This window comes from Serratia sp. AR11 (genome assembly GCF_056376275.1).
This window is the reverse complement of the sequence record NZ_CM150739.1, coordinates 5249179-5272101: the sequence shown is the minus strand read 5'-3', so window position 1 is coordinate 5272101 and position 22923 is coordinate 5249179. Positions and strand designations below refer to the sequence as shown.

The window sequence follows — 22923 nt, the reverse complement described above, 5'->3', positions numbered from 1 at the left end:
CGCTTGAGATTGTTGTGCTTTATTTATTTGGTGTTACGAAACTGTTACACAAAAAAATCAATAAGACATTTGCAAACAACAATGGACGGTATCTGGGATGGAAAATAGACGTAGAGGAGTCAAGCCTGTTCAGGCGGCCTTCGGCTGGCCTGAAATTGGTGTTAATCGCGCACAGTGGAGTGCTGTGCTTTTTTGTCTGGTGGCGATCGGTGGAGCGCAGGCTGCACCTTATGTAGAGAGCGGTAAGCCGGGCGATCCTGCGAGTTGGCGCAGTAATGAATTTAACGCCGAATGGGGGCTGGGAGCGATCCACGCCGATCAGGCCTATGCCGCCGGTTATAGCGGGAAAGGCGTAAAACTCGGCATTTTCGATCAACCGGTGTATGCCAAACATCCGGAGTTTGCCAGCCAGGGCAAAGTGATCAATCTGGTGACGACTGGCATTCGCGAATACACCGATCCCTACATTCCGGTAAAAAAAGGCGACGTATTCCGCTATGACGGTACGCCGAGCGTGGATTCCGACGGCACTCTGGGTTCACACGGCACCCATGTGGGCGGCATTGCTGCCGGCAACCGCGATGGTGGCGAGATGCACGGCGTGGCGTTCAACGCACAAATCATCAGCGCGGAAAACGGCGACCCCGGGCCGGAAGACGGCATCATTCTCGGTAACGATGGCGCGGTGTACCAGGCCGGCTGGGATGCGTTGATCGCCAGCGGCGCGCGCATTATCAACAACAGCTGGGGTATTGGCATCACTGAGAAGTTTGATCAGGGCGGCAAGGATCCGGCCTATCCCCACTTCACGCTCGCCGACGCGCAAAAGCAATTCGATCAAATCAAACAGATCCTCGGCACAAAAGCCGGTGGCGCTTATCAGGGGGCAATCGATGCGGCACGCAGCGGCATCGTCACCATTTTTGCCGCCGGTAACGATTACAACCTCAATAACCCGGACGCCATGGCCGGGCTGGCCTATTTCGTGCCGGAGATAGCCCCTAACTGGCTGTCGGTCGCCAGTCTGCAGGATCCGAATAACACCGGCGACTACAGCATCAGCACCTTCTCCTCCCGCTGTGGCTATACCGCCAGCTTCTGCGTTGCCGCGCCGGGCAGCAAGGTTTACAGCTCAATCATCGAAGGCAACAGCGTAGATAACCTGACCACCGGTTACGCCAAATACAGCGGGACCTCAATGGCGGCGCCACACGTGGCCGGCAGCATTGCGGTGCTGATGGAGCGCTTCCCGTACATGACCGGCGCACAGGTTGCCTCGGTGCTGAAGACCACCACCACCGATATGGGCGCACCGGGTATCGATGCGCTGTACGGCTGGGGGATGATCAATCTGGGCAAGGCGATTAACGGTCCGGGCATGTTTGTTACCGAGCAGGATATTCCTGAAGAGTTTCGGGTTAGCGGCGCTTACGGCCCGGAGCAGTTCGTGGTGAATCTGCCGGGCGTCGGTGCGGTGCTGGACAAGGGCAAACCGACCGAGCGCGTGTGTGACGATACGCATTGCGGATTGGATGTCTGGAGCAACAACATTTCCGGTCACGGCGGCCTGACCAAACAGGGTATCGGTACCCTGGTGCTGACCGGCAACAACAGCTACGCGGGGCCGACGCTGATCAATCAGGGCCTGCTGGCAATTAACGGCTCGGTGACTTCCGACGTCACGGTGCAAAACGCCGGCGTGCTGGGCGGTTCCGGCACGGTCGGTTCACTGACCGCCCGCAGCGGCGGTACCGTGGCACCGGGCAACTCGATCGGCACGCTGAACGTGACGCGTAACGTCAGCTTCGAGCCGGGTTCCCGCTATGCGGTGGAAGTGGCACCCAATGGCCAGAGCGATCGGATCCAAAGCAGCGGATCGGCGACGATCGGCGGCGGTGAAGTCGTGGTGTTGCAGGAACAAAACGCCAACCTGCTGTCGCAAAGTGAAGTCCGCAGCCTGCTGGGCCGCCAGTACGACATTCTGACCGCCCAGCAGGGTATCAGTGGGCAGTTTGCTTCCACTTCAACTTTCTCTCCCTTCCTGGGCGCGGGACTAACCTATCAACCCAATCAGGTCACGCTGAACGTTGGCCGTAACGACACCAGTTTTGCCAGCGTGGCCGCCACTCAGAATGAGCGTGCGGTAGCGGCAGCGGCGGATGCCCTGGCGGCAGGCAACCCGGTGTACGAGAGCATCCTCAATGCTGGCTCTACAGGGGAAGCGCGGCAGGCATTCCGTCAGCTGTCCGGGCAGATCCACGCGGATATCGCCTCGGCGCAGGTGAACGACAGCCGTTATCTGCGTGATGCGCTGAACGGCCGTCTGCGGCAGGCGGAAGGGCTGGCAACCTCGCCGGACATCAAGGCGGACGACGACGGCGGTGCCTGGGCGCAGCTGTTGGGAGCCTGGGACCATGCGTCGGGTGACGCCAATGCCACCGGCTATCAGGCATCGACCTACGGCGTGCTGGTGGGGCTGGACTCGGCGCTGGCGGACGACTGGCGGCTGGGGGTGGCGACCGGTTACACCCGCACCTCGCTGGACGGCGGCTACGGCTCGAATGCCGACAGCGACAACTACCACCTGGCGGTATACGGCGGCAAACAGTTCGGTGAACTGGCGCTGCGTGCCGGCGGTGGCTACACCTGGCACCGCTTCGATACCTCACGTTCGGTCAATTACGGCATGCAGTCAGATCGGGAAACCGCGAAATACAGTGCGCGCACCGAGCAGGTGTTTGCCGAAGCGGGTTACAGCGTGAAGGCCGATTGGGTGAATCTGGAGCCGTTCGCCAACCTGGCGTACATCAACTTCCAGAACAACGGTATCTCGGAGGACGGCGGGGCGGCGGCGCTACACGGCGACAAACAGCACACCGACGCCACGGTATCGACGCTGGGGCTACGTGCGGATACCGAGTGGCAGGCGAGCAAAACCACCAGCGTGGCGCTGCGCAGCGAACTGGGCTGGCAGCATCAGTACGGCGATTTGGATCGCGGCACCGGGCTGCGCTTCAACGGGGGTAATTCCCCGTTCGTGGTGAACAGCGTGTCGGCCTCGCGTGACGGTGCGGTGCTGAAAGCCAGTGCGGAAGTGGCGGTGAACAAGAACGCCACGCTGTCGCTGGGCTACGGCGGGTTGCTGTCGCAAAACTACCAGGACAACAGCGTCAACGCTGGCTTCACCTGGAAATTCTGATCTTAAAAAACAGAGGGACAAACCGCCTCGTCGGGGGGCGGTTTGACTAAAACAAAAAGGATAAGGGAATGAAGCAAGCTACAGGAAAGAATAAACCGGCATTGACGCCGACATGGAAACTGAACGCCTTGCTGTGCGCGCTGTTGGCGGCCGGTGGCGTACAGGCAGCGCCCTATACGGAAGGCGGTAAGTCAGGCGATCCGGCAAGCTGGCGTAGTAATGAATTCAACGCCAACTGGGGGTTGGGGGCCATTCACGCTGACGAGGCCTATGCCGCGGGTTATACCGGTAAAGGGCAAAAGGTGGGCATCTTTGATACCCCGGTGAACAAGCACCCTGAATTCGCCGGTGACGGCAAACTGGTGAACGTGGTGACCCAGGGGAACCGCGCCTATACCGATCCGCATCGGGAGGGGATTAAGGCCGGCGATCGTTTTTACTTCGACGGCACCTTCCATTTCTACAGTGGTTCACAGGGTATGCTGAGTAACCACGGCGTACACGTGGCCGGCATCAGCGGGGCCAATCGTGACGGCATCGGTATGCATGGCGTGGCCTTTGATTCACAGATAATCAGCGTTGATAACGACAATGATGGCCCGGCCTATGGCGAATTCCTCGGGCTGGATGGTAGCGTAACCAACGCCGGTTGGCAGGCGATGATCAACAATGGCGTGCGGGTTATCAATAACAGTTGGGGAGTCAGTATTCCCGATTTCTTATCGGATAATGGCAAAAAACCAGACGCGCTGCATTTCGAACTGAAAGACGCACAGGAACAGTTTGATCAGGTGAAACCACTGCTGGGCAGCCTGGCGGGAGCGGGTTATCAGGGCGCGATCGATGCGGCACGCAAAAACATTTTGGTCTTGTTCGCCGCCGGTAACGACGGCAACTACAACCAACCTGACGTGATCAGCGGTCTGGCCTATTTCGTGCCGGATATTGCGCCTAACTGGCTGTCGGTTGCCAGCGTCGCACAGGATGATGCCTCCACCAACAGCGTGCCTTATACCATCAGCAGCTTCTCTTCACGCTGCGGCTATACCGCCAGTTTCTGCGTCTCGTCACCGGGCAGTAAAATCTACAGTACCGTGGCCAACGGTTCCGATCCGAATCAACTGGTCTCGGATTATGGCAATAAAAATGGGACCTCAATGGCGACGCCGCACGTGACCGGCGCGGTTGCCGTGTTACTGCAGCGTTTCCCGTACATGACGTCGGCGCAAATTGCCGACGTGTTGAAGACCACCGCCACCGATATGGGCGCACCGGGGATCGATGCGCTGTACGGCTGGGGGATGATCAATCTGGGCAAGGCGATTAACGGCCCGGGCATGTTCTATACCGTCGAAGATATTCCTGAAGAGTTCCGCATTCCGGATCCGACAGGCGTGGCTTACGGCTCGTCACAGTTTGTCGCCAACATTCCCGGCTTCGGGGCGCAAATCGATCAAGGCACGCTGCAGGCTCGTATTTGTGATGACTACCACTGTTCGGTGGAGGTCTATTCCAATGACATCTACGGCCATGGTGGCCTGACCAAGGAAGGCCAGGGTGCGCTGGTACTGACCGGCACCAATACCTATTCCGGCCCGACCTGGGTAAATACCGGCCTGCTGGCGGTTAACGGTTCGGTCACATCAGACGTCACGGTGCAAAACAGCGGCGTGCTGAGTGGTTCCGGCACGGTCGGTTCACTGACCGCCCGCAGCGGCGGTACCGTGGCACCGGGCAACTCGATCGGCACGCTGAACGTGACGCGTAACGTCAGTTTTGAGCCGGGTTCCCGTTATGCGGTGGAAGTGGCACCCAACGGCCAGAGCGATCGGATCCAAAGCAGCGGATCGGCAACGATCGGTGGCGGTGAAGTCGCTGTTTCGCTGGAGAACAGCACTAATCTGCTGTCGCAAAGCGAAGTCCGCAGCCTGCTGGGCCAGCAGTACAACATTCTGACCGCTCAGCAGGGTATCAGCGGGCAGTTTGATTCGGTGGCTCCAAACTACCTGTTCCTGGGTACCGGGCTGACTTATCAACCGAATCAGGTCACGCTGAACGTTGGCCGTAATGACACCTCCTTTGCCAGCGTGGCAGCAACTCAGAACGAGCGCGCGGTAGCGGCAGCGGCGGATGCCCTGGCGGCGGGCAACCCGGTGTACGAGAGCATCCTCAATGCTGGCTCTACAGGGGAAGCGCGTCAGGCATTCCGTCAACTGTCCGGGCAGATCCATGCGGATATTGCCTCGGCACAGGTTAACGACAGCCGTTATCTGCGTGATGCGCTGAACGGCCGTCTGCGGCAGGCGGAAGGGCTGGCAACCTCGCCGGACATCAAGGCGGACGACGACGGCGGTGCCTGGGCGCAACTGCTGGGAGTCTGGGACCATGCGTCGGGCGATGCCAATGCGACGGGCTATCAGGCATCGACCTACGGCGTGCTGGTGGGGCTGGACTCGGCGCTGGCGGACGACTGGCGGTTAGGGGTGGCAACCGGCTACACCCGCACCTCGCTGGACGGCGGCTACGGCTCCAATGCCGACAGCGACAACTACCACCTGGCAGTGTATGGCGGCAAACAGTTCGGTGAACTGGCGCTGCGTGCCGGCGGTGGCTACACCTGGCACCGCTTCGATACCTCGCGTTCGGTCAATTACGGCATGCAGTCAGATCGGGAAACCGCAAAATACAGTGCGCGCACCGAGCAGGTGTTTGCCGAAGCGGGTTACAGCGTGAAGGCCGATTGGGTGAATCTGGAGCCGTTCGCCAACCTGGCGTACATCAACTTCCAGAACAACGGTATCTCGGAGGACGGCGGGGCGGCAGCGCTGCAGGGTGACAAGCAACACACCGACGCGACCGTCTCGACGCTGGGGCTGCGTGCGGATACCGAGTGGCAGGCGAGCAAAACCACGTCGGTGGCGCTGCGCAGCGAACTGGGTTGGCAGCATCAATACGGCGATTTGGATCGTGGCACCGGTCTGCGTTTCAACGGGGGTAATTCCCCGTTCGTGGTGAACAGCGTGTCGGCCTCGCGTGACGGTGCGGTGCTGAAAGCCAGTGCGGAAGTGGCGGTGAACAAGAACGCCACGCTGTCGCTGGGCTACGGCGGGTTGCTGTCGCAAAACTACCAGGACAACAGCGTCAACGCCGGTTTCACCTGGAAGTTCTGATCCCCCTATCTTAATTTTGTTAACGAACACTGGGCCAGCTTGCTGGCCCTATTTTTTGGGATTTTAACGGGGTGATGACGGAGGGAAAACGTATGATGCATCACGCCGCTTTGCGGTAAAAACGACAAAAAAAACGGGACCCTTGCGGATCCCGGTTCAAAACGCGGTAAAACAGATTAGCGCTACGGCCCAAATTACGACGAGGATCTATTGCATACATTCTCTCACGTCGTAACTGAAACGAGCTTTCCCTGGTGTCATTATGATTATTGGTGATGCGATCTTACTATTGTTATATTTTTATTGTGGTGTTGCTGTGTGTCTCTTCTGATACCATGTTTGACTATATAATGTGGTATGTCAAGCAATGTTTAGGTTATACATTGTACCATATACCAGTTTTGGATCGCTTTTTTGCACGGCAAGTATGAAAACGACTGAAAAAACAGCAAAAAAAATCGAAGGAAAAAATGGATAACAATCACCAGAAATTCGATTCACAGTCGATAGCAAACCGGGTCAGGGAACTGTTTGTACATTATGGGATTGGTAAGCGTCAGCATGCCAAAGAGCTCAGCCGCATTCTGGATCTGAGTTTTTCGCATGCGCATCGTAAGCTGAAGGGGCAAAGTCCCTGGACTCTGGAGCAAATTAACAACGTCGCTGCGGCATTAGGGGAAACGCCTGCCGCGATCGTGGACACCGGCCCTGAAAATGTCATCTCTGCGCAAACTATGGTGCGAGATGCCATCTTTTACGTGGGTGGTGTGGAACTGGGTTGTGTGGCTTATATCGGCCATGAGCTGGTTGGCGGACGTTCGTCGGAATATGTCGCGTTGCAGCAGGCGGGGCAATGGTGTCTTTATCGTGCGGATGATGCGCCGCTGGGGCAGCGTTTTTGCGTGGAGCTGATCGAGCTTCGCTCAGCCGCCGTCGAAGATGAGCGCCTGAGCATTGCGGTACTTGATGATTCACATCAGGCGGCCGATGAGCTGACCAAATACCTAAACAGCCGCGGTTTTCATGCGGTGGCATTTTATGATGTCAGCAGTTTTAACCTGGCGTTGCAGCAGAGCCTGTTCGATGGTTATGTGGTCGACTGGTTGATTGGTCAGGAAACGGCAGATCAATGTATTGCAGCCATCCGCGCCTCGGATAACCCGGATGCGCCGGTTCTGGTTCTCACCGGCCAGTTAGGGACCGATCAGCGCGAATCTGAAATCGCCAGGGCGATGCGCGACTATGACGTACTGGGCCCTTATGAAAAGCCAGTACGGCTCCATGTGATTGAAGCCGCACTGTTGCGCTGTTTTAATCTTTAGCGGCCAGCAGTGAAGCCAGTGCGGAAGACAACGCGTCCAGCCTGACCGGCTTCATCAGGTAATTGTCGAACAGCGCCCGCTGTTCGGCAGACAGTTGTTCCGGGGTGTAAGCGCTAATGCCCACGATCGGAATACCGCGGTTGGGGCCACGTTGGCTGCGTAATTGTTTAGCCAGCGCGGCACCGTCAATGCCGGGCATTTGCAGATCCAGCAGTAATGCGTCATAAGGGCGACGGAGCAGCTTTTGCAGCGCCCGTTCCGACGAATTGCACAGTTCATGTTGATAGCCGAGCTTGTCCAGCAGCGCCGCGAAGGCGTCACTCACCGATTTGTTGTCATCAACCACCAAAATATGCCGCTGTTTTTGCAGCAGGCCCTGGTGGTGGTGAGGTATTTCGTCGAGCCGTTCTTCGTTGCTGACTTCAACCGGAATACTGACGATGAAGGTGCTGCCTTTTTTGGGCTCACTGTAGACGGTAATGCTGCCGTCGAGCAGCGTGACCAGTCCGTGTACAATCGCCAGCCCCATGCCGACGCCGCCATACTGCCGGGTATGCGACTGATCGAGCTGGGTGAAGGGCTGGAATATCTGGTCGAGCATCTCCTTTTCGATACCGATACCGGTATCCGTGACCTCAATAATCAATGCATTGCCGTTAGGCTGGCGCCGCAGGCTGCTATACAGCGTGATGGTGCCGCTTTCGGTATATTTGAACGCGTTGGTCAGCAGGTTGACGATAATTTGCCTGATGCGCAGTGGGTCGGAATGTATCTGCAGATGACCGCACTCCACTTCACACAGCAGCGTCACCTGATCTTTCTGACTCAGCGTATTGATTTCATTAGCCGTTTCCTCGACCAGTCGCTGGACGTCGAAGGGGGCGATGCGCAGCTCCATCATTCCGCTGTCCAGGTGCGCGTAATCGGTCAGATCTTTCATCTGGCTTTCAATTTGCTGCGCGGCAGTTTCCAGACGTTGGAAGGTGTCCGCATGTTCGGCCGACACCTTGGTATTCACCAGCACATCAATGGCAGACATAATACTTTGCAGCGAGGTGCGCAGTTCGTGACCAATGGCCCCCAGGAAGGCGTTTTTGGTGCGAGTGGCTTTCTCTGCCTCAATCGCTTTGGCCTGCTGCCGGATTGTCAGGCGCTGCTGGCGTAGCACAATCAGGGTGATGGCGATCAGCGCGATCACCGAGAACATCACGATCACCAGACCATAAAAAATGATGTGTCGTTTTTCGATATAGTCTTCGTAGGCGGCGGTGCGCTGCTTCACTTCAGCGTGATCGGTCAGGTTGGCCATCTCAATCGCATAGGGCTTGATTTGCCTCATGGCCTGCGAAATCAACGAGAAATCAATCTTCGGGCTGTTGAGCAAATGATCAATCTGATCCATTTTCTCGCGCATGTGCGTGACCACCTCGGGATAACCCGGTTCGGCGTACAGTGGCTGGGTGGATTCGGACACCGTTTCCAGCACGTAAAAGCGAGAGTAAAGGATTTCAAATTTAAGCCGCAGATCCTCGGCATCCACCTGCGGCGCATTTTTCAGCTGTTCGACCAGCGTATCAAACTCGGCCAGCTTGATGGAGAACTTGGCGATCGACCAGGAGTAATTCTCCTGGGTGCCGGCGATAGCATACAGCCCCTTCTTTGACAGGGTTGCGCTGTAGTAATACAGCGTCACCGTAGAGGCAACCAAAAACAGTGCGGCAAAAATAGCCGGGATCGCCAGCCTGCTGTTGCTTTTAAACCCTGTGAGCTTCATTTGATCACAATCCTGTCCACTTGCCAGATAAAGCGTGAGTTGTAGAGCGGGGAATTCAACTCAGGCCCTGCGGCATCCCTGGGATAAACCAAAAACAGCGGGCCGAAGTTTCTGATCTTCAGCATTTCGCCGTCCATCTTGTAAGCCAAAATCATATTGTATTTCTCGACGTCGGACAGCGGCACGTCGATGTAATAATCGTTCAGCGCATAAAACGTCAGAGTGCTGCCCTTGGCCCCCACACGCGCCAAAATGTCTGCCACGGCAACCCCTTCGAACTTTCTTTGCGGCGTCCAGGAGGTTGAGGTGGTGATGCTGCTCACCGGCATCGCTAACAGTTGTTTATCGGTAAACAGGTAGTTTTTCTTTACCGGGTCGGTGGTGTTTTGGATGTTGCCCGAGACTTCCAGAGTAAAACTCAGCGCGCTGGATTGGACGACCATCAACGCAACAAATGCCAACGTGATGTTTTTAAATAACTTGAACAGCATCGGTGTCCTCCCGTGTCGCGGATGCTTGCATGAGCTCCGCCCATTGATCAGGCAAAATAATGGCAGAAAATAACAGTTTGTGTTGAAGGAAAGGGCAAAGAGCACGAAAAGAAAAGGCCAGGGATTGCCCTGGCCTCGGTTTGTGCTGATTTTTGCGCTTAACGCATGGTGACAAACTCTTCCGCAGCGGTCGGGTGGATCGCGACGGTGTTGTCGAAGTCTTTTTTGGTGGCGCCCATTTTAATCGCCACGGCGAAGCCCTGCAGGATCTCGTCCATGCCGAAGCCAATGCCGTGCAGGCCAACAATCTTCTCTTCCTTACCCACGCACACCAGCTTCATGCGGCACGGTTGACGGTGCTGCGTTACGGCGCTGTACATGGCGGTAAATGAAGATTTATACACTTTCACGCTGTCCGCACCGAATTTCTCGATTGCTTCCGGTTCGGTCAGGCCGATAGTGCCGATCGGCGGGTGGCTGAACACCACGGTGGCGATGTTGCTGTAATCCAGGTGTTCTTCCGGCTTGTTGTTAAACAAACGCTCGGACAGACGGCGGCCTGCGGCCACGGCAACCGGGGTCAGTTCAACGGCACCGGTGTTGTCGCCCACCGCGTAAATGCCTTTTACGTTGGTGTTCTGGTATTTATCGACGTCGATATAGCCATTTTCGTTGGTTTTCACCCCGGTAACGGCCAGGTTCAGGTTATCGGTCGCCGGTTCACGGCCGATTGCCCACACCAGGCTGTCGACGGTGAATTCCTTGCCGTTTTCCAACTGCAATGTCAGGCTGCCGTCGGCGTTTTTAACGATGGCCTTCGGCACCGATTCGGTGTGCAGGCTTGGCCCTTCGGTGTTCATCACTTCCACCAGGGTTTCGACAATCATCGGATCGAAGCTGCGCAGCGGCGCGTGTTTACGCACGAACAGGTGCGTCTCGGCACCCAGCGCGTTCATCACACCGGCGATTTCCACCGCGATGTAGCCCGCGCCCACGACCGCAACGCGTTTTGGCATCGCGTCCAACTCGAAGAAACCGTCGGAGTCGATGCCGTATTCTGCGCCCGGAATGTCTGGGTGGCTTGGGCGTCCGCCGGTAGCGATCAGAATATGATCGGCGGTGATTTTCTCACCGTTCACTTCCACCGTGTTAGCGTCGATAAAGCGCGCAAAGCCTTTGATCACGTCGACTTTGTTTTTGCCCAGCACGTTGTCGTAGGAATTATGGATGCGGTCGATATAAGCGGTGCGGTTAGCCACCAGCTTTTTCCAGTCAAAGGCATTGACGGTGGTATCGAAACCGTAATCCGGGCCGTACATATGAATGGCCTCGGCGATTTGCGCCGCATGCCACATAACTTTTTTCGGTACACAACCCACGTTGACGCAGGTGCCGCCCAGTTCTTTGGCTTCAATCAGTGCGCATTTCTGGCCATACATGGCTGCCCGGTTGATCGATGCGATGCCGCCGCTGCCGCCGCCAATTGCTAGATAATCGTAATGTTTGGTCATCTGGGATTTCCATGAATTGTGTGAATCGAAGAGCGTAAGAGTTTAACGCCTGATGCAGGTTTGTCGCAAAGGTTGCGTCGATGGTTGCGATAGGTGGGGTATACCCGTCATCTTTCAAGTTGCAGCGTTGTTATCTGCACTCGCTCACCCCAGTTACTTACTTAAGTAAGCGCCTGGGGATGAGCGAGTTGGCCGCCTAGCTGCAACTTGAAAGCTATAGGGTATAAAGGCGCGGCAGGCCGCGCCCCGGAAGCTTATTCCGGCACCACCCAGTTCACCAAATGGTGACCATGGCCCGACGGCACCAATATTTTGTGCAGCCATGGCAGCACGTTTTTCATCTGTTGTTCCAGCTTCCACGGCGGGTTAATCACGATCATGCCGGAGGCAGTCATGCCGCGCTGGTCGCTGTCGGGTTTTACCGCCAGTTCGATCTGCAGAACATTGCGGATGCCGGTGGCTTCCAGCTCTTTGAGCATACGTTTGATCTGCTGGCGCATGACCACCGGATACCACAGCGCGTAAGTGCCGGTGGCAAAGCGCTTGTAGCCTTCCTGCAGGCCTTTGATCACGTCCTGATAATCGGTCTTCATCTCGTACGGCGGGTCCATCAGGATCAGCCCACGGCGTGACAGTGGCGGCAACTGGGATTTCAACTGTTGGTAGCCATCGGCGCGTTGCACCTTGGCACGTTCGTCCTTCTGAAATTCGCTGCGCAGCAGTGGGAAGTCGCTCGGGTGCAGCTCGGTCAGATGAATTTTATCCTGCGGGCGCAGCAGCTGACGGGCAATCAGCGGTGAGCCAGGGTAGTAGCGCAGCTTTTCGGTACGGTTAAAGTGGTGCACTACTCCCATGTAGGCCGCCAGCTCTTCCGGCAGATCGTCACGTTGCCACAGCAGACCTATGCCTTCCAGGTATTCCCCGGTGCGCTCGGCGTGCTCACCGCTCAGCTGATAGCGCCCTGCGCCGGAATGGGTATCCAGGTACAGGAAAGGTTTGTCTTTTTCTTTCAGCGATTCAATGATCAGGCTCTGAACGGTGTGCTTGAGCACGTCGGCGTGGTTGCCGGCGTGGAAACTGTGGCGGTAACTTAACATGGCTTGTGGTAATTCCTTGTGCTCCCGACGGAGCGTGCTGAACAGAATAAAGGCTTATATTCTGCACAGTATAAACTGTCTGGGCGGGAAAAACCGGAATGCGTTACCGCAGACCCTCTATCAAGGAGCAGGACAATGACCGAATCGACTATTCTGGCTAAGTATCCCGGCGCATCGCGCTGGCAATTCGGCGACAGCCCGGCGCTGGCGGACGAACTGTTGCAGCGGGTGCTCGACGGCGACAAAACCGCAACCTGTGGTTCCTATGTCACCTATCAACAAGAGAAATCACCGATGGTCGGGGATTATAACGTGATCCTTAATGGCCGGGGTGAACCCGCCTGTGTCATCAGAACGCTTTCACTGAGGCTGACTCGTTACTGTGATGTCACCGCCGAGATGGCCGCGCTGGAAGGCGAGGGGGATAAGAGCCTGGCCTTCTGGCGTGAGGGACATCAGGCGTTTTTTACCCGAGAAGGCACTTTTTCGCCGCAAATGTGGCTGGTATTTGAAGAGTTTGACCTGGTCGATGTCCTCTAGTTACGCAGCTGATGACTTCAGGGCGGCAACCACCTGCTCGCGCAGCCAGCTATGGGCCGGATCCAGGTGCGATCGCTCATGCCAGACCATCACCATGTCATAGCCGGGTAGTTCCAGCGGCACCGGGCAGGTGCGCAGACTGCCGAGCAGTTCCCCCAGCATGCGTGAAGGCAGCATGGCGACCATATCGGATTTTGCCAGCAGCGCGGGAATGAACAGGAAGTGCGGCAGCGACATCACAACGCGCCGCGCTAATCCCTGTGCTTCCAGCAGCGTGTCGGTCAGGGTACGAAAACCGCCCCCGTCCTGTGAAACCATAACAAACTCCAACTGGCAGAACTGCTCGAGCGTAGGCGGGGTCTGCAATAACGGGTGGTCACGACGGCCTACCAGCAGGTAATTCTCGTGAAACAACGGGCGATGACGCAACTCGGCGGGCGCCTCTTCACGGGCCAGAAAACCCAGGTCGATCACGCCGTCGGCCAGATTGCGGCTCATATTTTTGGGGGACGCTTCGCGGATCGCCAGACGGGAATGGGGTGCCGCCAGCCGCAGTTTGGGCAGCATCGGCAGCAGGATGGCATATTCGGCCGCATCGGCGGCGGCCAGTTGCCAGGTCATTTTGGCCTGCAGCGGATCAAACGGCTGTTCCGGTGCCACCAAACGACCGAGATCGGCCAGCGTCTGGCGCAGCGGCGTCAGCAGGCCGAGTGCGCGTGCCGTCGGCAACATGCCGCGTGAGCCTGGCAATAGCAGGGGATCATGGTAAATCTCGCGCAGTTTGGCGAGCTGGATACTGACCGAGGGTTGGCTCAGGTTAAGGCGTGCGGCCGCCCGGGTTACGCTGCGCTCTGTGAGCAGCGCTTCCAGCGTGACCAATAAATTGAGATCGACCCGCTTTAAATTGTTGATAACTATTCCTCATATTAAATCTATCAATTTCAACTATAGCGTTAATCCCACTACCGTGGAACGGACGGCGGAAAAGTCGACGAAACTGCTACGGATCTACGGATAAGGACGAAATGATGAAATTGAGCGAGTACGTTAGCTACGATGCGCTGGGGTTGGCCGAACTGGTACAGCGCGGCGAAGTAAGTGCGCAAGAATTGCAGCAGACGGCGCAGGCCGCGGTTGAGGCGGTGAACCCGGCGATTAACGCAGTGGTGGAACATTGGACGCAGCCGCTATCGGAGGGGGATGGCCCACTGTCTGGCGTGCCTTTCCTGATTAAGGATATCGCCATCAGCATGGCCGGTAAGCTCTCGGAACTGGGCAGCCGGTTGGCGCAGGGTAATATTGCCACTACAGACAGTTATCTGATGAGCAATATTCGTCGAGCAGGGCTGGTCACTTTCGGTCGCACTACCACGCCGGAAATGGCGTTCAGCACCACCACCGAAGCGGTGCTTTACGGCGCGACGCGCAATCCCTGGAACCCGGATTTCAGCGCCGGCGGTTCCAGCGGCGGAGCCGGTGCGGCGGTGGCTGCCGGGATCGTGCCGATTGCTCACGCTACGGACGCCGCCGGCTCGATCCGCGTACCTGCCTCGTCGAATGGGCTGTTCGGACTCAAACCGACGCGTGGCCGGGTATCGCATGGCCCGGCAATGGATGAAGTGTTCAACGGTTTTGGCGTCCAACTGGGGCTAAGCCGTTCGGTACGTGACAGCGCGGCCTTGCTGGATGCCCTGCAGCATCCACATCCCGGCGAACCCTATTACACCGCGCCTCCGGCACAGAGTTGGCTGTCACAGGTCACGTCAGAACCCGGCCGACTGCGCATCGGCATGATGACTCAGGCGTGGAACGGCGGCAAAACCGATCCACAGATTGCCCAGGCCACGGCCGACACTGGCGTGCTGCTGAGTGAGTTGGGCCATCAGGTTAGCGAAGTGGATATGGCGATCGGCGTCAGTTGGCAGGAGCTGGTGTTCGCCAATGCGCAAATCTGGTGTGCCAATCTGGTCGGTTGGCTAGATGGCCTGAGCCAGGCGACCGGGCGGCCGATTTCAACCGAAACGCTGGAGCCGGAAACGCTGGCCTGTTACCGCTACGGTTTGGCTGCCAGGGCGGTGGATATGGTCGCTGCGCTTGAGGTGCGTAATCGGGTGACTCGCGGCGTCGCGGCTTATTTTCAGCAGTATGACCTGCTGCTGACCCCAACTCTGCCCGACTTGCCCTGGCGGATTGGCCGTTACGGCACAGGAGCGGCGGAGATGAGCGGCCTGGAGTGGACGGCGCATTTATTCGATCACTCGCCGTTTACGCCGGTATTTAACGTGGCGGGCGTGCCGGCGATGTCGGTGCCGTTGGCGCATGATGCGCAGCATAACCTGCCGATTGGCATGCAATTCGTCGCCGGTTTTGGCCGTGAAGATTTGCTGCTGCAACTGGCCGGCCAACTGGAGCGGGCGGCACCCTGGCAGCAGCGACGTCCTGCGATTTGGGCGGGAAATGCACGGCCGTAGCAGTCAAAAGGCAAAATATCGGCTATGTTGCTAAAGGTTTTTTGCGGCGGGCCGTCGGCTCGTCGCTGGATTCAGGAGGCGTGATGAGCTGCATATTTTGTGAAATGGTGGCAGGCCGGGTGCCGTGCCATAAAATTTGGGAGGACGACGGCCACATGGCGTTCCTTTCCATCTTTCCGAATACCGAGGGTTTCAGCGTGGTGATCCCCAAGGCGCACTACGAGAGTTACGCTTTTGCCGTACCGGACGAAGTGCTGAGCAAACTGATGCTGGCGACCAAACGGGTGGCGCAGTTGCTCGACCGGGCGTTTGACGATGTGGGCCGCTGCGGCATGGTGTTCGAAGGCTTTGGCGTCGATCACCTGCACGCCAAGCTGATCCCGATGCACGGCACCGCAGCACTGGAACAATGGCAGCCGATTGAGTCGAAATCGACGAAGTTCTTCGACCGCTACGAAGGTTACCTGTCTTCCCACGACGCTGCCCGTGCCGACGACGATCGTCTGGCCGCCCTGGCGGCGCAGATCCGCCAGAGTGCGGTTTAAGGCACTATCCATCAACACCGGCCATTGATTTTCCTGCGCCGGTTTCCGCCATTCGGCAGAAAATTTCGTGCACTGCTAGTGCAGCCCGCTGTGGGTTGGATCCAGATACGATTGTTCATGCCAAACCCTCACCCTGTCTGCCAATAGTTTTTGTTAACGAGATCTCCTTTAGGGTTGTTTGTTTTTGCATCAACCGATATATCGGTGTATCGTTGCTTTGCATCGAGGGTTACAGACAGTGAAGTCACTTAGTCGTTTGTTTTAATAGGTTTTTAATTCCTGTGCCGACTTTGGAGTATGCCAATGGACAAAATAAAACAGGTCAATCTCTATCGAGCCGTATCACCTTTATCTCGCCCTATCGCGGATTCCACTCATTACATCAATGAAATTTCCTTTGTGGTTGCCGAAGTGGTGCTGGCCAGTGGCATCACTGGCGAAGGGTATTTGCTTTCTTTCCACTATTCGCCCGAGGCCATTGCCGGAGCAATGAAAGATCTCCAACAGTTTGCCGTGGGTTATCACTGTTGGCAGACCGGTAAATTCCTGCGGGACGTGGCGGCAGAGCACGAATACTTTGGCCACAACGGTTTGCAGAAGTGGGCGGCGGCAACGCTCAATGTTGCGATGTGGGACGCATGGGGTAAGACCCTGCAACAGCCGATCTGGAAGATGTTGGGCAACACCGTCGATCGCGTGCCGGTGTATGGCAGTGGCGGTTGGTTGTCATACAGCGAGGCCGAACTGCTGGAAGAAGTGCTGGAATACCAGGCGCGTGGCTTGCAGGCCGTGAAGATAAAGGTGGGTTCGCCGGAGGTAGAGCAAGACATCATGCGTTTGCGCAAAGTGCGGGAAGCGGTTGGCCCCGGGATGAAAATCATGATGGATGCCAATCAGGGGATGACCCTGCCGGATGCGCTGAAGTTATCGACGCAGGCGGCAGAAATTGGCATCCACTGGTTCGAAGAACCCTTGGTGCATACCGATTTTGACGGCTATCAGCAGTTGCGCCAGAAAACCGGCATCGCACTGGCAATGGGCGAGCGGGAATATGACATGGAACCGCTCAAGGCCTTGATCGCCCGTAATGCGCTGGATTTATGGCAACCGGATCTGATCCGCATCGGCGGCGTTGAACCCTGGCGTGAGTCGGCGATGCTGGCACATGCCCATCACCTGCCGGTATTACCGCATTACTACAAGGATTATGACGTGCCGCTGCTGTGCACTATCCCCAACCCTTACGGTGCGGAATCTTTCGACTGGATCGACAGCATTATCGATAACCCGATGACCATTGACGGCGGCTACGCTTTTCCGCGCTCGGGTGCAGGCTGGGGCTTTAATTTCAACCCGGCATCTCTGACAGAAATCAAATAGGGACAGGGCGATGAAACAGGACGTTTTAACTCAGTATTTTTCATTACAGGGCCGGACCGGCATTGTTACCGGCGCATCATCCGGTATTGGGCGCGGCATTGCTCATTTGCTGGCAGATGCCGGGGCACGGGTATTCAACTTCAGTCTGGAACCCACGCAGACTACCGGCATTGATTATGCCTTGAACCCCGGAGTGGTTGATATACAAGTGGATATTACCGATCGCGAACAATTACAGGCCGCAGTCGATAGGGTGGCAGCTGATGGGGCGATCGACTTCCTCATTAACAACGCAGGCATTACCAAGCGTGTGCGTGCCGAACAGGTTGATGAAGCCTGGTGGCGGAAAATTCACCAGATTAACGTTGATGCCGTATTCTTCTTGTCGCAACTTTGTTTCCCGCATTTGACCCGCTCGGCGTATATCGGCCGTATCGTCAATATTTCCTCAATGGCGGCGCATCTGGGTTTTAGCGAGGTGGTGCCCTATTGCTCGACCAAGGCAGCGGTTACTGGCATGACCCGTGGGTTGGCTGTGGAATGGGCGCAGGAAAACATCCGCGTCAATTCGGTGGCACCGGGTTGGATCCAGACCAATATGACGCAGGTGGTCGCCGATCCGCAGCGGCTGGAACGTATTATTAACCGGATGCCGCTGCACCGTTACGGCCATCCGCGTGAAGAACTGGGTGCCATGGTGTGGTTTTTGGTCAGTGAGGCCTCGCGTTACATCACCGGGCAGGATTTTGCCGTGGACGGGGGGGCGCTGAGCTATGGCTTCTGAAATGAAGGTATTAGTGTGCATCAAACCGGGCCAACTGAGCCAACAGCGGCGGCCAATACCGTTGCCGGGGACTGGAGAAGTCCTGCTGAAAATGTGCGCTTTGGGAGTCTGCGGTTCGGATATTCACGCTTTCCACGGACGTCAACCGATGATGCAGTACCCGGCGGTGTTGGGGCATGAAATCAGCGCCGAAGTGGTGGCCTGCGGGCAAGATGCCGCGCTGTATCAACCCGGTCAACAGGTGGTGGTGATCCCCTATCGTCATTGTGGGCGGTGTGCGGCCTGTCGGCGTGGGCGCACCACTTGTTGCACTGCTTTGTCGGTGATGGGAATTCATCGAACCGGAGCGATGCAGGAATATGTGACGGTGGCTGAAGATGCTCTGCTGGCGGTCACGGGGATCTCTCATCTTCAGGCAGCGTTAATTGAGCCTTATGCCATTGCTGCCCATGCGGTACGACGCAGTGGGGTGACCCACGGAGTGAGCCTGTTGGTGGTGGGGGCGGGAGCTATCGGATTAGGCATTGCGGATATCGGGCGTAGCCTGGGGGCCGAAGTGATAGTGGCAGAAGCCGATCCGCAGCGTCAGGCATTTGCTGGCGAGCAATATGGTTTTACCGACGTATTGAACCCATTAGATACCGCTTTTGAGCAACAATTGCGGGTGTTGACCCACGGCGATGGCCCACAGGTGATTATTGATGCAACGGGCAACCCGGCTTCCATGAACAGTCAGGTAGAACGGATCGCCGCAGGCGGGACGTTGGTGTTTGTCGGCCTGCATACCGGTGAAGTGAGCTTTAATGACCTGGCTTTCCATAAAAGGGAATTGGAACTGCTCGGTAGCCGTGCAGCGGATCGCGAAGACTTCATCAAGGTAATCACTTTACTGCAGCAGGGAAAAATCAGCCCGGAAAAACTGTGCACCCGGGAAATACCCTTCTCTGAATTAGATCAATATCAATTTGAACAACTCAATCAGCCAGGCAATGTGAAGTCGGTCATTCTATTTTAAGCATCCGCAGTCGGTTACCTGAATAATTGAACTGGAGATTATTATTATGAAAGGACAACTTAAGTGCTGGGTCATATTGACCTGCGCATTATTTTCTTTACTTGTTTTCAGCGCGGAATCAATTTCCGCAAAATATACTATACGGGTTTCTTATGAAAATAACCCGGGTGAGCCTTTTGATCTGGCGGTAAGAAAGTGGGCTGAACTCTTTAAAGAAAAAACTAACGGCCAAGGCGAACTTATTTTGTTCCCCAGCTCTTCATTAGGATCAAAAAAAGACGTGATGGAGCAAATCAAGCTGGGGAGTGCGATGATCACCCTGGCAGATGGGGCCTTTTTTGCCGACTATATACCCGACTTCGGCATTATGATGGGGCCGTATCTGGGGCGCGATTACAACGATATTTTCACCTTGACCAAAACGCCCTGGTTTACCGACCTGTCACGTCAACTGGACGACAAAGGGTTTCATATCCTGGCGGCTAACTGGCTGTACGGTATCCGCCAGATGGTGGTGAACAAACCCATCCATACCCCGGCTGATCTGAAAGGCGTAAAAATCCGCGTCGCCAACAGCCGTATCTTTATTGAAGCCATCAAGGCGATGGGGGCAACCCCAACCCCCATGCCATTGGGCGAAGTGTATACCGCGTTGACTACCGGAGTGATCGACGGTGCGGAAAACCCAATCCCGGTACTGTACGGCCAAAAGCTTTTTGAACCGGCCAGGTACCTGATCATGACCGGGCATATTGATAATGTCACCCAACTGATTATTGGTCAGAAATATTACAGCCAACTTCCTGATGAGATTAAAAAAGCGTTAACGCTATCCTGTGAGGAAGCCGGTAATTATATGACCAGGTTAATTATCCAGGCTGATAAGCAAGATCGGGAAAAAATGAAAGCGGCGGGCGTGACGGTGATTGAGGTTGACCGTGAATTATTCCGGCAGGCGTCAAAGTCGGCCTATCAGAAATTCCCGGAATGGACGCCGGGATTATATGAAAAACTTCAGGGCTATTTAGAATAATTTACTGCCTTTCTTCTATAACTTCCGCTGCATCGCACCGGGGGAGTAATAATCATGATCCGAAAGTTATTGGTTAATCTTGACGATATTCTCGCCTGCCTGGTGTTGACTGCGATTGTGGCGGTAACGGTACTGGCGGTAGTGATGCGTTACCTGGTGCATGCGCCGTTGCCCTGGGTGGAAGAGCTGCAATTAGCGCTCTATCTGTGGGCCATCATGCTGGGGGCGGTCAGCGCAATGAAGCGGCGCAAGCATGTCGGCATTGATGTTTTTGTCAATCTGTTGCCCACAAGTGCCCGTCGGCTGGTGCTTTATTGGAACGATGCCTTGAGCATAGTTGTCTTGCTGTCGTTTGCCTGGCTTGGTTTGATGCTGGCGGAAGGTGCGGGAGAAAAGATCACCCCGATCCTCGGTATCCGTTACCGCTGGATCGATATGGCGATCCCGGTGGGGTCATTGCTGATGGTGCTGCAATTGGTCGTCAACCTATGTTACCGCGACAAACGCATGGGAGAATCATCATGACGGTAGCGATCTCCTGCATTATTTTACTGCTGGGTTTTATCAGCAAATTACCGATATTTATCAGTGTTATCCTGGCGGTATTGAGTTGGTTTTTCCTCGCGGGCGATCCCTCGCCGCTCATTGCAGCACAAAGGATCGTTGGAGCCAGTGAGAACACCACGCTGCTTGCGATCCCCTTCTTTATCTTGCTGGGCAATTTGTTGAATTACACTGGTATTACCCGAAGAATGCTGACGCTGGCGGAATTACTGACGCGCAAATTCTACGGCGGACTGGCGCAGGCCAATGTGCTACTCAGTACCTTGATGGGCGGCCTTTCGGCCTCCAGTTTGGCGGACTGCGCCATGCTGTGCAAAATGCTGGTGCCGGAAATGACGCGCAAAGGCTACAGCAAGGCCTTCGCTACGGTGGTGACGGCGGCGGGGTCGTTGATCACGCCAATCATCCCGCCGGGTATTGCCCTGATTATTTACGGCTATGTGGCGGATGTGTCGATCGGCAAAATGTTTCTGGCGGGTATCGTGCCGGGAATATTGTGCTGTGCGGCGCTGATGCTGACTATTCGCCATCTTTCCCGGCGGCGCAATTACCAGGCCAGTAATACCGATGCACCGAACTGTCGCGAGCTTGGGCAAGCGCTGTGGCAGGCGATGCCGGCGCTTGTTCTGGTGCTGGTGATTATCGGCGGGATCCGCATCGGTGCTTTCACACCGACCGAAGCGGGGGCGATTGCGGTGGTGTTTGCCATTGGCATCGGCCTGTTTTTCACCCGTGAAATGAAGGTGGCCGATATCGGTGAGGCCCTGTTGGATACGGCCGCTTCTACGGCGGGTATTATGCTCATTATCATGGCCTGCTCAGCATTCGCCTGGATATTGAGTTGGGAACGAACTGCCCAGACGGTCGCGGAGATGATTACGTCACTGTCGGATAACCCGCTGTTGTTCCTGTTGGCGCTCAACCTGTTTTTACTGGTCCTGGGGATGTTTATTGAAGGTAATGCGGCAATTATCGTGTTGGTACCGCTGCTGATGCCAACGGTGAAGGCTCTGGGGATCGATCCGATCCAATTTGGCATTCTGATCATTCTTAACCTGGCGATTGGCAGCCTGACACCGCCGATGGGCACCATTATGTTTATTGCCAATTCGATTACCGGTACCCAGGTTTCTGCCTTTATCAAAGAGGTCTGGCCGCTGTTACTGGCATTGCTGACGGTATTGCTGTTGGTGACGCTGGTACCGGCGATTTCGACCTTTTTACCTGGGCTATAGCTTTGTAAACAGTGGGAGAATACTATTTCAGAAATACCACTTATGAGATCCGTTATGAGTCGGCTGCTGTTGGATCGGGAAAAACCCGTCAAGATGCAAATTTACCATTGGCTGAAAGAACGCATTATTTATGGTGAGTTTGCGCCGGGAATGATCCTGGAAAAAAACGAACTCGCGCATCAATTGAATGTATCGCCCACGCCATTGCGAGAAGCTTTGATTTTGTTGAAGCATGACAACTTCATCGATATGGTGCCGAACCTGCATACACGGGTAAAACTGATAGAAGTCAAACGGGTAGAAGAGAACGCTTTTATCCGTGCGGCACTGGAAGGTGCGGTCGTCGAGCAATTGGCATTAAGCGGTATCAGTAAAACGGTGGAAAAAGCCTGCCAAAAACTGATCGATAGCCAGCTTGGCGCTTTTGACAAGCAGGACTACGCCAGCGTGTTTCGTTTTGATCTGGAGTTCCACCACCGGTTGGTCGACCAGCTGGCGCTGGATTCGCTGTGGGATAATCTGTATGCCAATCGTGCCCATCTGGATCGCGCTCGCCAGTGTTCACCGGTGAATGTGGCAGGTATTCGCCGCTCCATAGAACAACATCAGCAACTGCTGCGGTTGATCGTCAGTGGGCAGGTGCAACCCGCGCGGGAACTGATTAAAGCCCATGTTTGGTCAGTGTTTGATGATTTGAAACAGATCGCACCGGAATACCTTAGCCGCGATCATTGATTTTCCTGCCGCTTGGCTCCATGTTAGATATTCATACGCATTTTAAGGCCTGCCCGC

18 protein-coding genes are annotated in these 22923 nt (G+C 55.9%); 13 read left to right on the top strand and 5 right to left on the bottom strand.

Annotated elements, in window-relative coordinates:
• Positions 1-97 precede the first annotated feature (97 nt).
• The 3 genes from ACSOSI_RS24870 (at position 98) to ACSOSI_RS24860 (ending at position 7691) form a co-directional block, all read left to right on the top strand.
• Entirely contained in the window at positions 98-3199 is a 3102-nt protein-coding gene (locus ACSOSI_RS24870) for an autotransporter outer membrane beta-barrel domain-containing protein (protein WP_476706312.1), read from the top strand.
• 68 nt (positions 3200-3267) lie between these two features.
• Entirely contained in the window at positions 3268-6369 is a 3102-nt protein-coding gene (locus ACSOSI_RS24865; protein ID WP_476706311.1) for an autotransporter outer membrane beta-barrel domain-containing protein, read from the top strand.
• A gap of 470 nt (positions 6370-6839) precedes the next feature.
• Positions 6840-7691 (top strand): helix-turn-helix domain-containing protein, encoded by an 852-nt coding sequence (locus tag ACSOSI_RS24860; protein ID WP_012147410.1) that lies wholly within the window; start codon positions 6840-6842, stop codon positions 7689-7691.
• Here the strand turns inward: ACSOSI_RS24860 and ACSOSI_RS24855 are convergent.
• From ACSOSI_RS24855 to ACSOSI_RS24840, 4 genes are all read right to left on the bottom strand, one after another.
• A complete protein-coding gene (locus ACSOSI_RS24855) occupies positions 7681-9465 on the bottom strand; it encodes an ATP-binding response regulator (protein WP_476706310.1) in 1785 nt (594 codons plus the stop codon). The genes ACSOSI_RS24860 and ACSOSI_RS24855 overlap by 11 nt on opposite strands.
• On the bottom strand, positions 9462-9956 hold the full coding sequence (locus ACSOSI_RS24850) for a putative pterin-binding protein (RefSeq protein WP_112363550.1): 495 nt from the start codon (positions 9954-9956) through the stop codon (positions 9462-9464). The genes ACSOSI_RS24855 and ACSOSI_RS24850 overlap by 4 nt, the downstream gene beginning before the upstream one ends.
• A gap of 158 nt (positions 9957-10114) precedes the next feature.
• Positions 10115-11467, bottom strand: a complete 1353-nt coding sequence (gene gorA, locus ACSOSI_RS24845; RefSeq protein ID WP_112363549.1) for a glutathione-disulfide reductase — start codon at positions 11465-11467, stop codon at positions 10115-10117.
• A 254-nt stretch (positions 11468-11721) separates the two neighbouring features.
• Positions 11722-12564, bottom strand: a complete 843-nt coding sequence (locus ACSOSI_RS24840; RefSeq protein WP_476706309.1) for a 23S rRNA (adenine(2030)-N(6))-methyltransferase RlmJ — start codon at positions 12562-12564, stop codon at positions 11722-11724.
• A 135-nt stretch (positions 12565-12699) separates the two neighbouring features.
• Here ACSOSI_RS24840 and ACSOSI_RS24835 point away from each other — a divergent pair, with 135 nt between their 5' ends.
• The gene (locus tag ACSOSI_RS24835; protein ID WP_476706308.1) at positions 12700-13104 is read left to right on the top strand and encodes an ASCH domain-containing protein; all 405 of its coding nucleotides are present in this window, start codon (positions 12700-12702) and stop codon (positions 13102-13104) included.
• On the opposite strand, the gene ACSOSI_RS24830 is transcribed toward ACSOSI_RS24835, so the two are convergent.
• On the bottom strand, positions 13105-14016 hold the full coding sequence (locus tag ACSOSI_RS24830) for a LysR family transcriptional regulator (protein WP_476707297.1): 912 nt from the start codon (positions 14014-14016) through the stop codon (positions 13105-13107).
• Positions 14017-14129: 113 nt separating this feature from the next.
• On the opposite strand from ACSOSI_RS24830, the gene ACSOSI_RS24825 reads away from it, so the two are divergent.
• The 9 genes from ACSOSI_RS24825 to ACSOSI_RS24785 all read left to right on the top strand — a co-directional run bounded on the left by ACSOSI_RS24825 (position 14130) and on the right by ACSOSI_RS24785 (position 22866).
• Entirely contained in the window at positions 14130-15575 is a 1446-nt protein-coding gene (locus tag ACSOSI_RS24825) for an amidase (protein WP_476706307.1), read from the top strand.
• An 83-nt stretch (positions 15576-15658) separates the two neighbouring features.
• Complete coding sequence (locus tag ACSOSI_RS24820) at positions 15659-16120, top strand: HIT family protein (protein ID WP_476706306.1); 462 nt, start codon at positions 15659-15661, stop codon at positions 16118-16120.
• Between the two features lie 303 nt (positions 16121-16423).
• Positions 16424-17500, top strand: a complete 1077-nt coding sequence (locus tag ACSOSI_RS24815) for a mandelate racemase/muconate lactonizing enzyme family protein (RefSeq protein WP_017894363.1) — start codon at positions 16424-16426, stop codon at positions 17498-17500.
• A gap of 10 nt (positions 17501-17510) precedes the next feature.
• The gene (locus ACSOSI_RS24810) at positions 17511-18284 is read left to right on the top strand and encodes an SDR family NAD(P)-dependent oxidoreductase (protein WP_476706305.1); all 774 of its coding nucleotides are present in this window, start codon (positions 17511-17513) and stop codon (positions 18282-18284) included.
• Positions 18274-19299: a zinc-binding alcohol dehydrogenase family protein gene (locus tag ACSOSI_RS24805; protein ID WP_476706304.1), complete on the top strand. Its 1026-nt coding sequence runs from the start codon at positions 18274-18276 to the stop codon at positions 19297-19299. The genes ACSOSI_RS24810 and ACSOSI_RS24805 overlap by 11 nt, the downstream gene beginning before the upstream one ends.
• A 46-nt stretch (positions 19300-19345) precedes the next feature.
• A complete protein-coding gene (locus tag ACSOSI_RS24800) occupies positions 19346-20332 on the top strand; it encodes a C4-dicarboxylate TRAP transporter substrate-binding protein (RefSeq protein ID WP_476706303.1) in 987 nt (328 codons plus the stop codon).
• 54 nt (positions 20333-20386) lie between these two features.
• Positions 20387-20857: a TRAP transporter small permease gene (locus ACSOSI_RS24795; RefSeq protein ID WP_476706302.1), complete on the top strand. Its 471-nt coding sequence runs from the start codon at positions 20387-20389 to the stop codon at positions 20855-20857.
• Positions 20854-22131: a TRAP transporter large permease gene (locus tag ACSOSI_RS24790; protein ID WP_012147377.1), complete on the top strand. Its 1278-nt coding sequence runs from the start codon at positions 20854-20856 to the stop codon at positions 22129-22131. The genes ACSOSI_RS24795 and ACSOSI_RS24790 overlap by 4 nt, the downstream gene beginning before the upstream one ends.
• Positions 22132-22173: 42 nt before the next feature.
• Positions 22174-22866, top strand: a complete 693-nt coding sequence (locus ACSOSI_RS24785; RefSeq protein ID WP_476706301.1) for a GntR family transcriptional regulator — start codon at positions 22174-22176, stop codon at positions 22864-22866.
• Positions 22867-22923 lie beyond the last annotated feature (57 nt).

What these genes read in the sequence shown, in the direction of transcription:
- gorA (WP_112363549.1), bottom strand. Translation starts at nt 11,467, where the DNA reads ATGACCAAACATTACGATTATCTAGCAATTGGCGGCGGCAGCGGCGGC.
- ACSOSI_RS24825 (WP_476706307.1), top strand. Translation starts at nt 14,130, where the DNA reads ATGATGAAATTGAGCGAGTACGTTAGCTACGATGCGCTGGGGTTGGCC.
- ACSOSI_RS24805 (WP_476706304.1), top strand. Translation starts at nt 18,274, where the DNA reads ATGGCTTCTGAAATGAAGGTATTAGTGTGCATCAAACCGGGCCAACTG.
- ACSOSI_RS24815 (WP_017894363.1), top strand. Translation starts at nt 16,424, where the DNA reads ATGGACAAAATAAAACAGGTCAATCTCTATCGAGCCGTATCACCTTTA.
- ACSOSI_RS24795 (WP_476706302.1), top strand. Translation starts at nt 20,387, where the DNA reads ATGATCCGAAAGTTATTGGTTAATCTTGACGATATTCTCGCCTGCCTG.
- ACSOSI_RS24850 (WP_112363550.1), bottom strand. Translation starts at nt 9,956, where the DNA reads ATGCTGTTCAAGTTATTTAAAAACATCACGTTGGCATTTGTTGCGTTG.
- ACSOSI_RS24790 (WP_012147377.1), top strand. Translation starts at nt 20,854, where the DNA reads ATGACGGTAGCGATCTCCTGCATTATTTTACTGCTGGGTTTTATCAGC.
- ACSOSI_RS24785 (WP_476706301.1), top strand. Translation starts at nt 22,174, where the DNA reads ATGAGATCCGTTATGAGTCGGCTGCTGTTGGATCGGGAAAAACCCGTC.
- ACSOSI_RS24800 (WP_476706303.1), top strand. Translation starts at nt 19,346, where the DNA reads ATGAAAGGACAACTTAAGTGCTGGGTCATATTGACCTGCGCATTATTT.
- ACSOSI_RS24840 (WP_476706309.1), bottom strand. Translation starts at nt 12,564, where the DNA reads ATGTTAAGTTACCGCCACAGTTTCCACGCCGGCAACCACGCCGACGTG.
- ACSOSI_RS24870 (WP_476706312.1), top strand. Translation starts at nt 98, where the DNA reads ATGGAAAATAGACGTAGAGGAGTCAAGCCTGTTCAGGCGGCCTTCGGC.
- ACSOSI_RS24865 (WP_476706311.1), top strand. Translation starts at nt 3,268, where the DNA reads ATGAAGCAAGCTACAGGAAAGAATAAACCGGCATTGACGCCGACATGG.
- ACSOSI_RS24820 (WP_476706306.1), top strand. Translation starts at nt 15,659, where the DNA reads ATGAGCTGCATATTTTGTGAAATGGTGGCAGGCCGGGTGCCGTGCCAT.
- ACSOSI_RS24810 (WP_476706305.1), top strand. Translation starts at nt 17,511, where the DNA reads ATGAAACAGGACGTTTTAACTCAGTATTTTTCATTACAGGGCCGGACC.
- ACSOSI_RS24835 (WP_476706308.1), top strand. Translation starts at nt 12,700, where the DNA reads ATGACCGAATCGACTATTCTGGCTAAGTATCCCGGCGCATCGCGCTGG.
- ACSOSI_RS24855 (WP_476706310.1), bottom strand. Translation starts at nt 9,465, where the DNA reads ATGAAGCTCACAGGGTTTAAAAGCAACAGCAGGCTGGCGATCCCGGCT.
- ACSOSI_RS24860 (WP_012147410.1), top strand. Translation starts at nt 6,840, where the DNA reads ATGGATAACAATCACCAGAAATTCGATTCACAGTCGATAGCAAACCGG.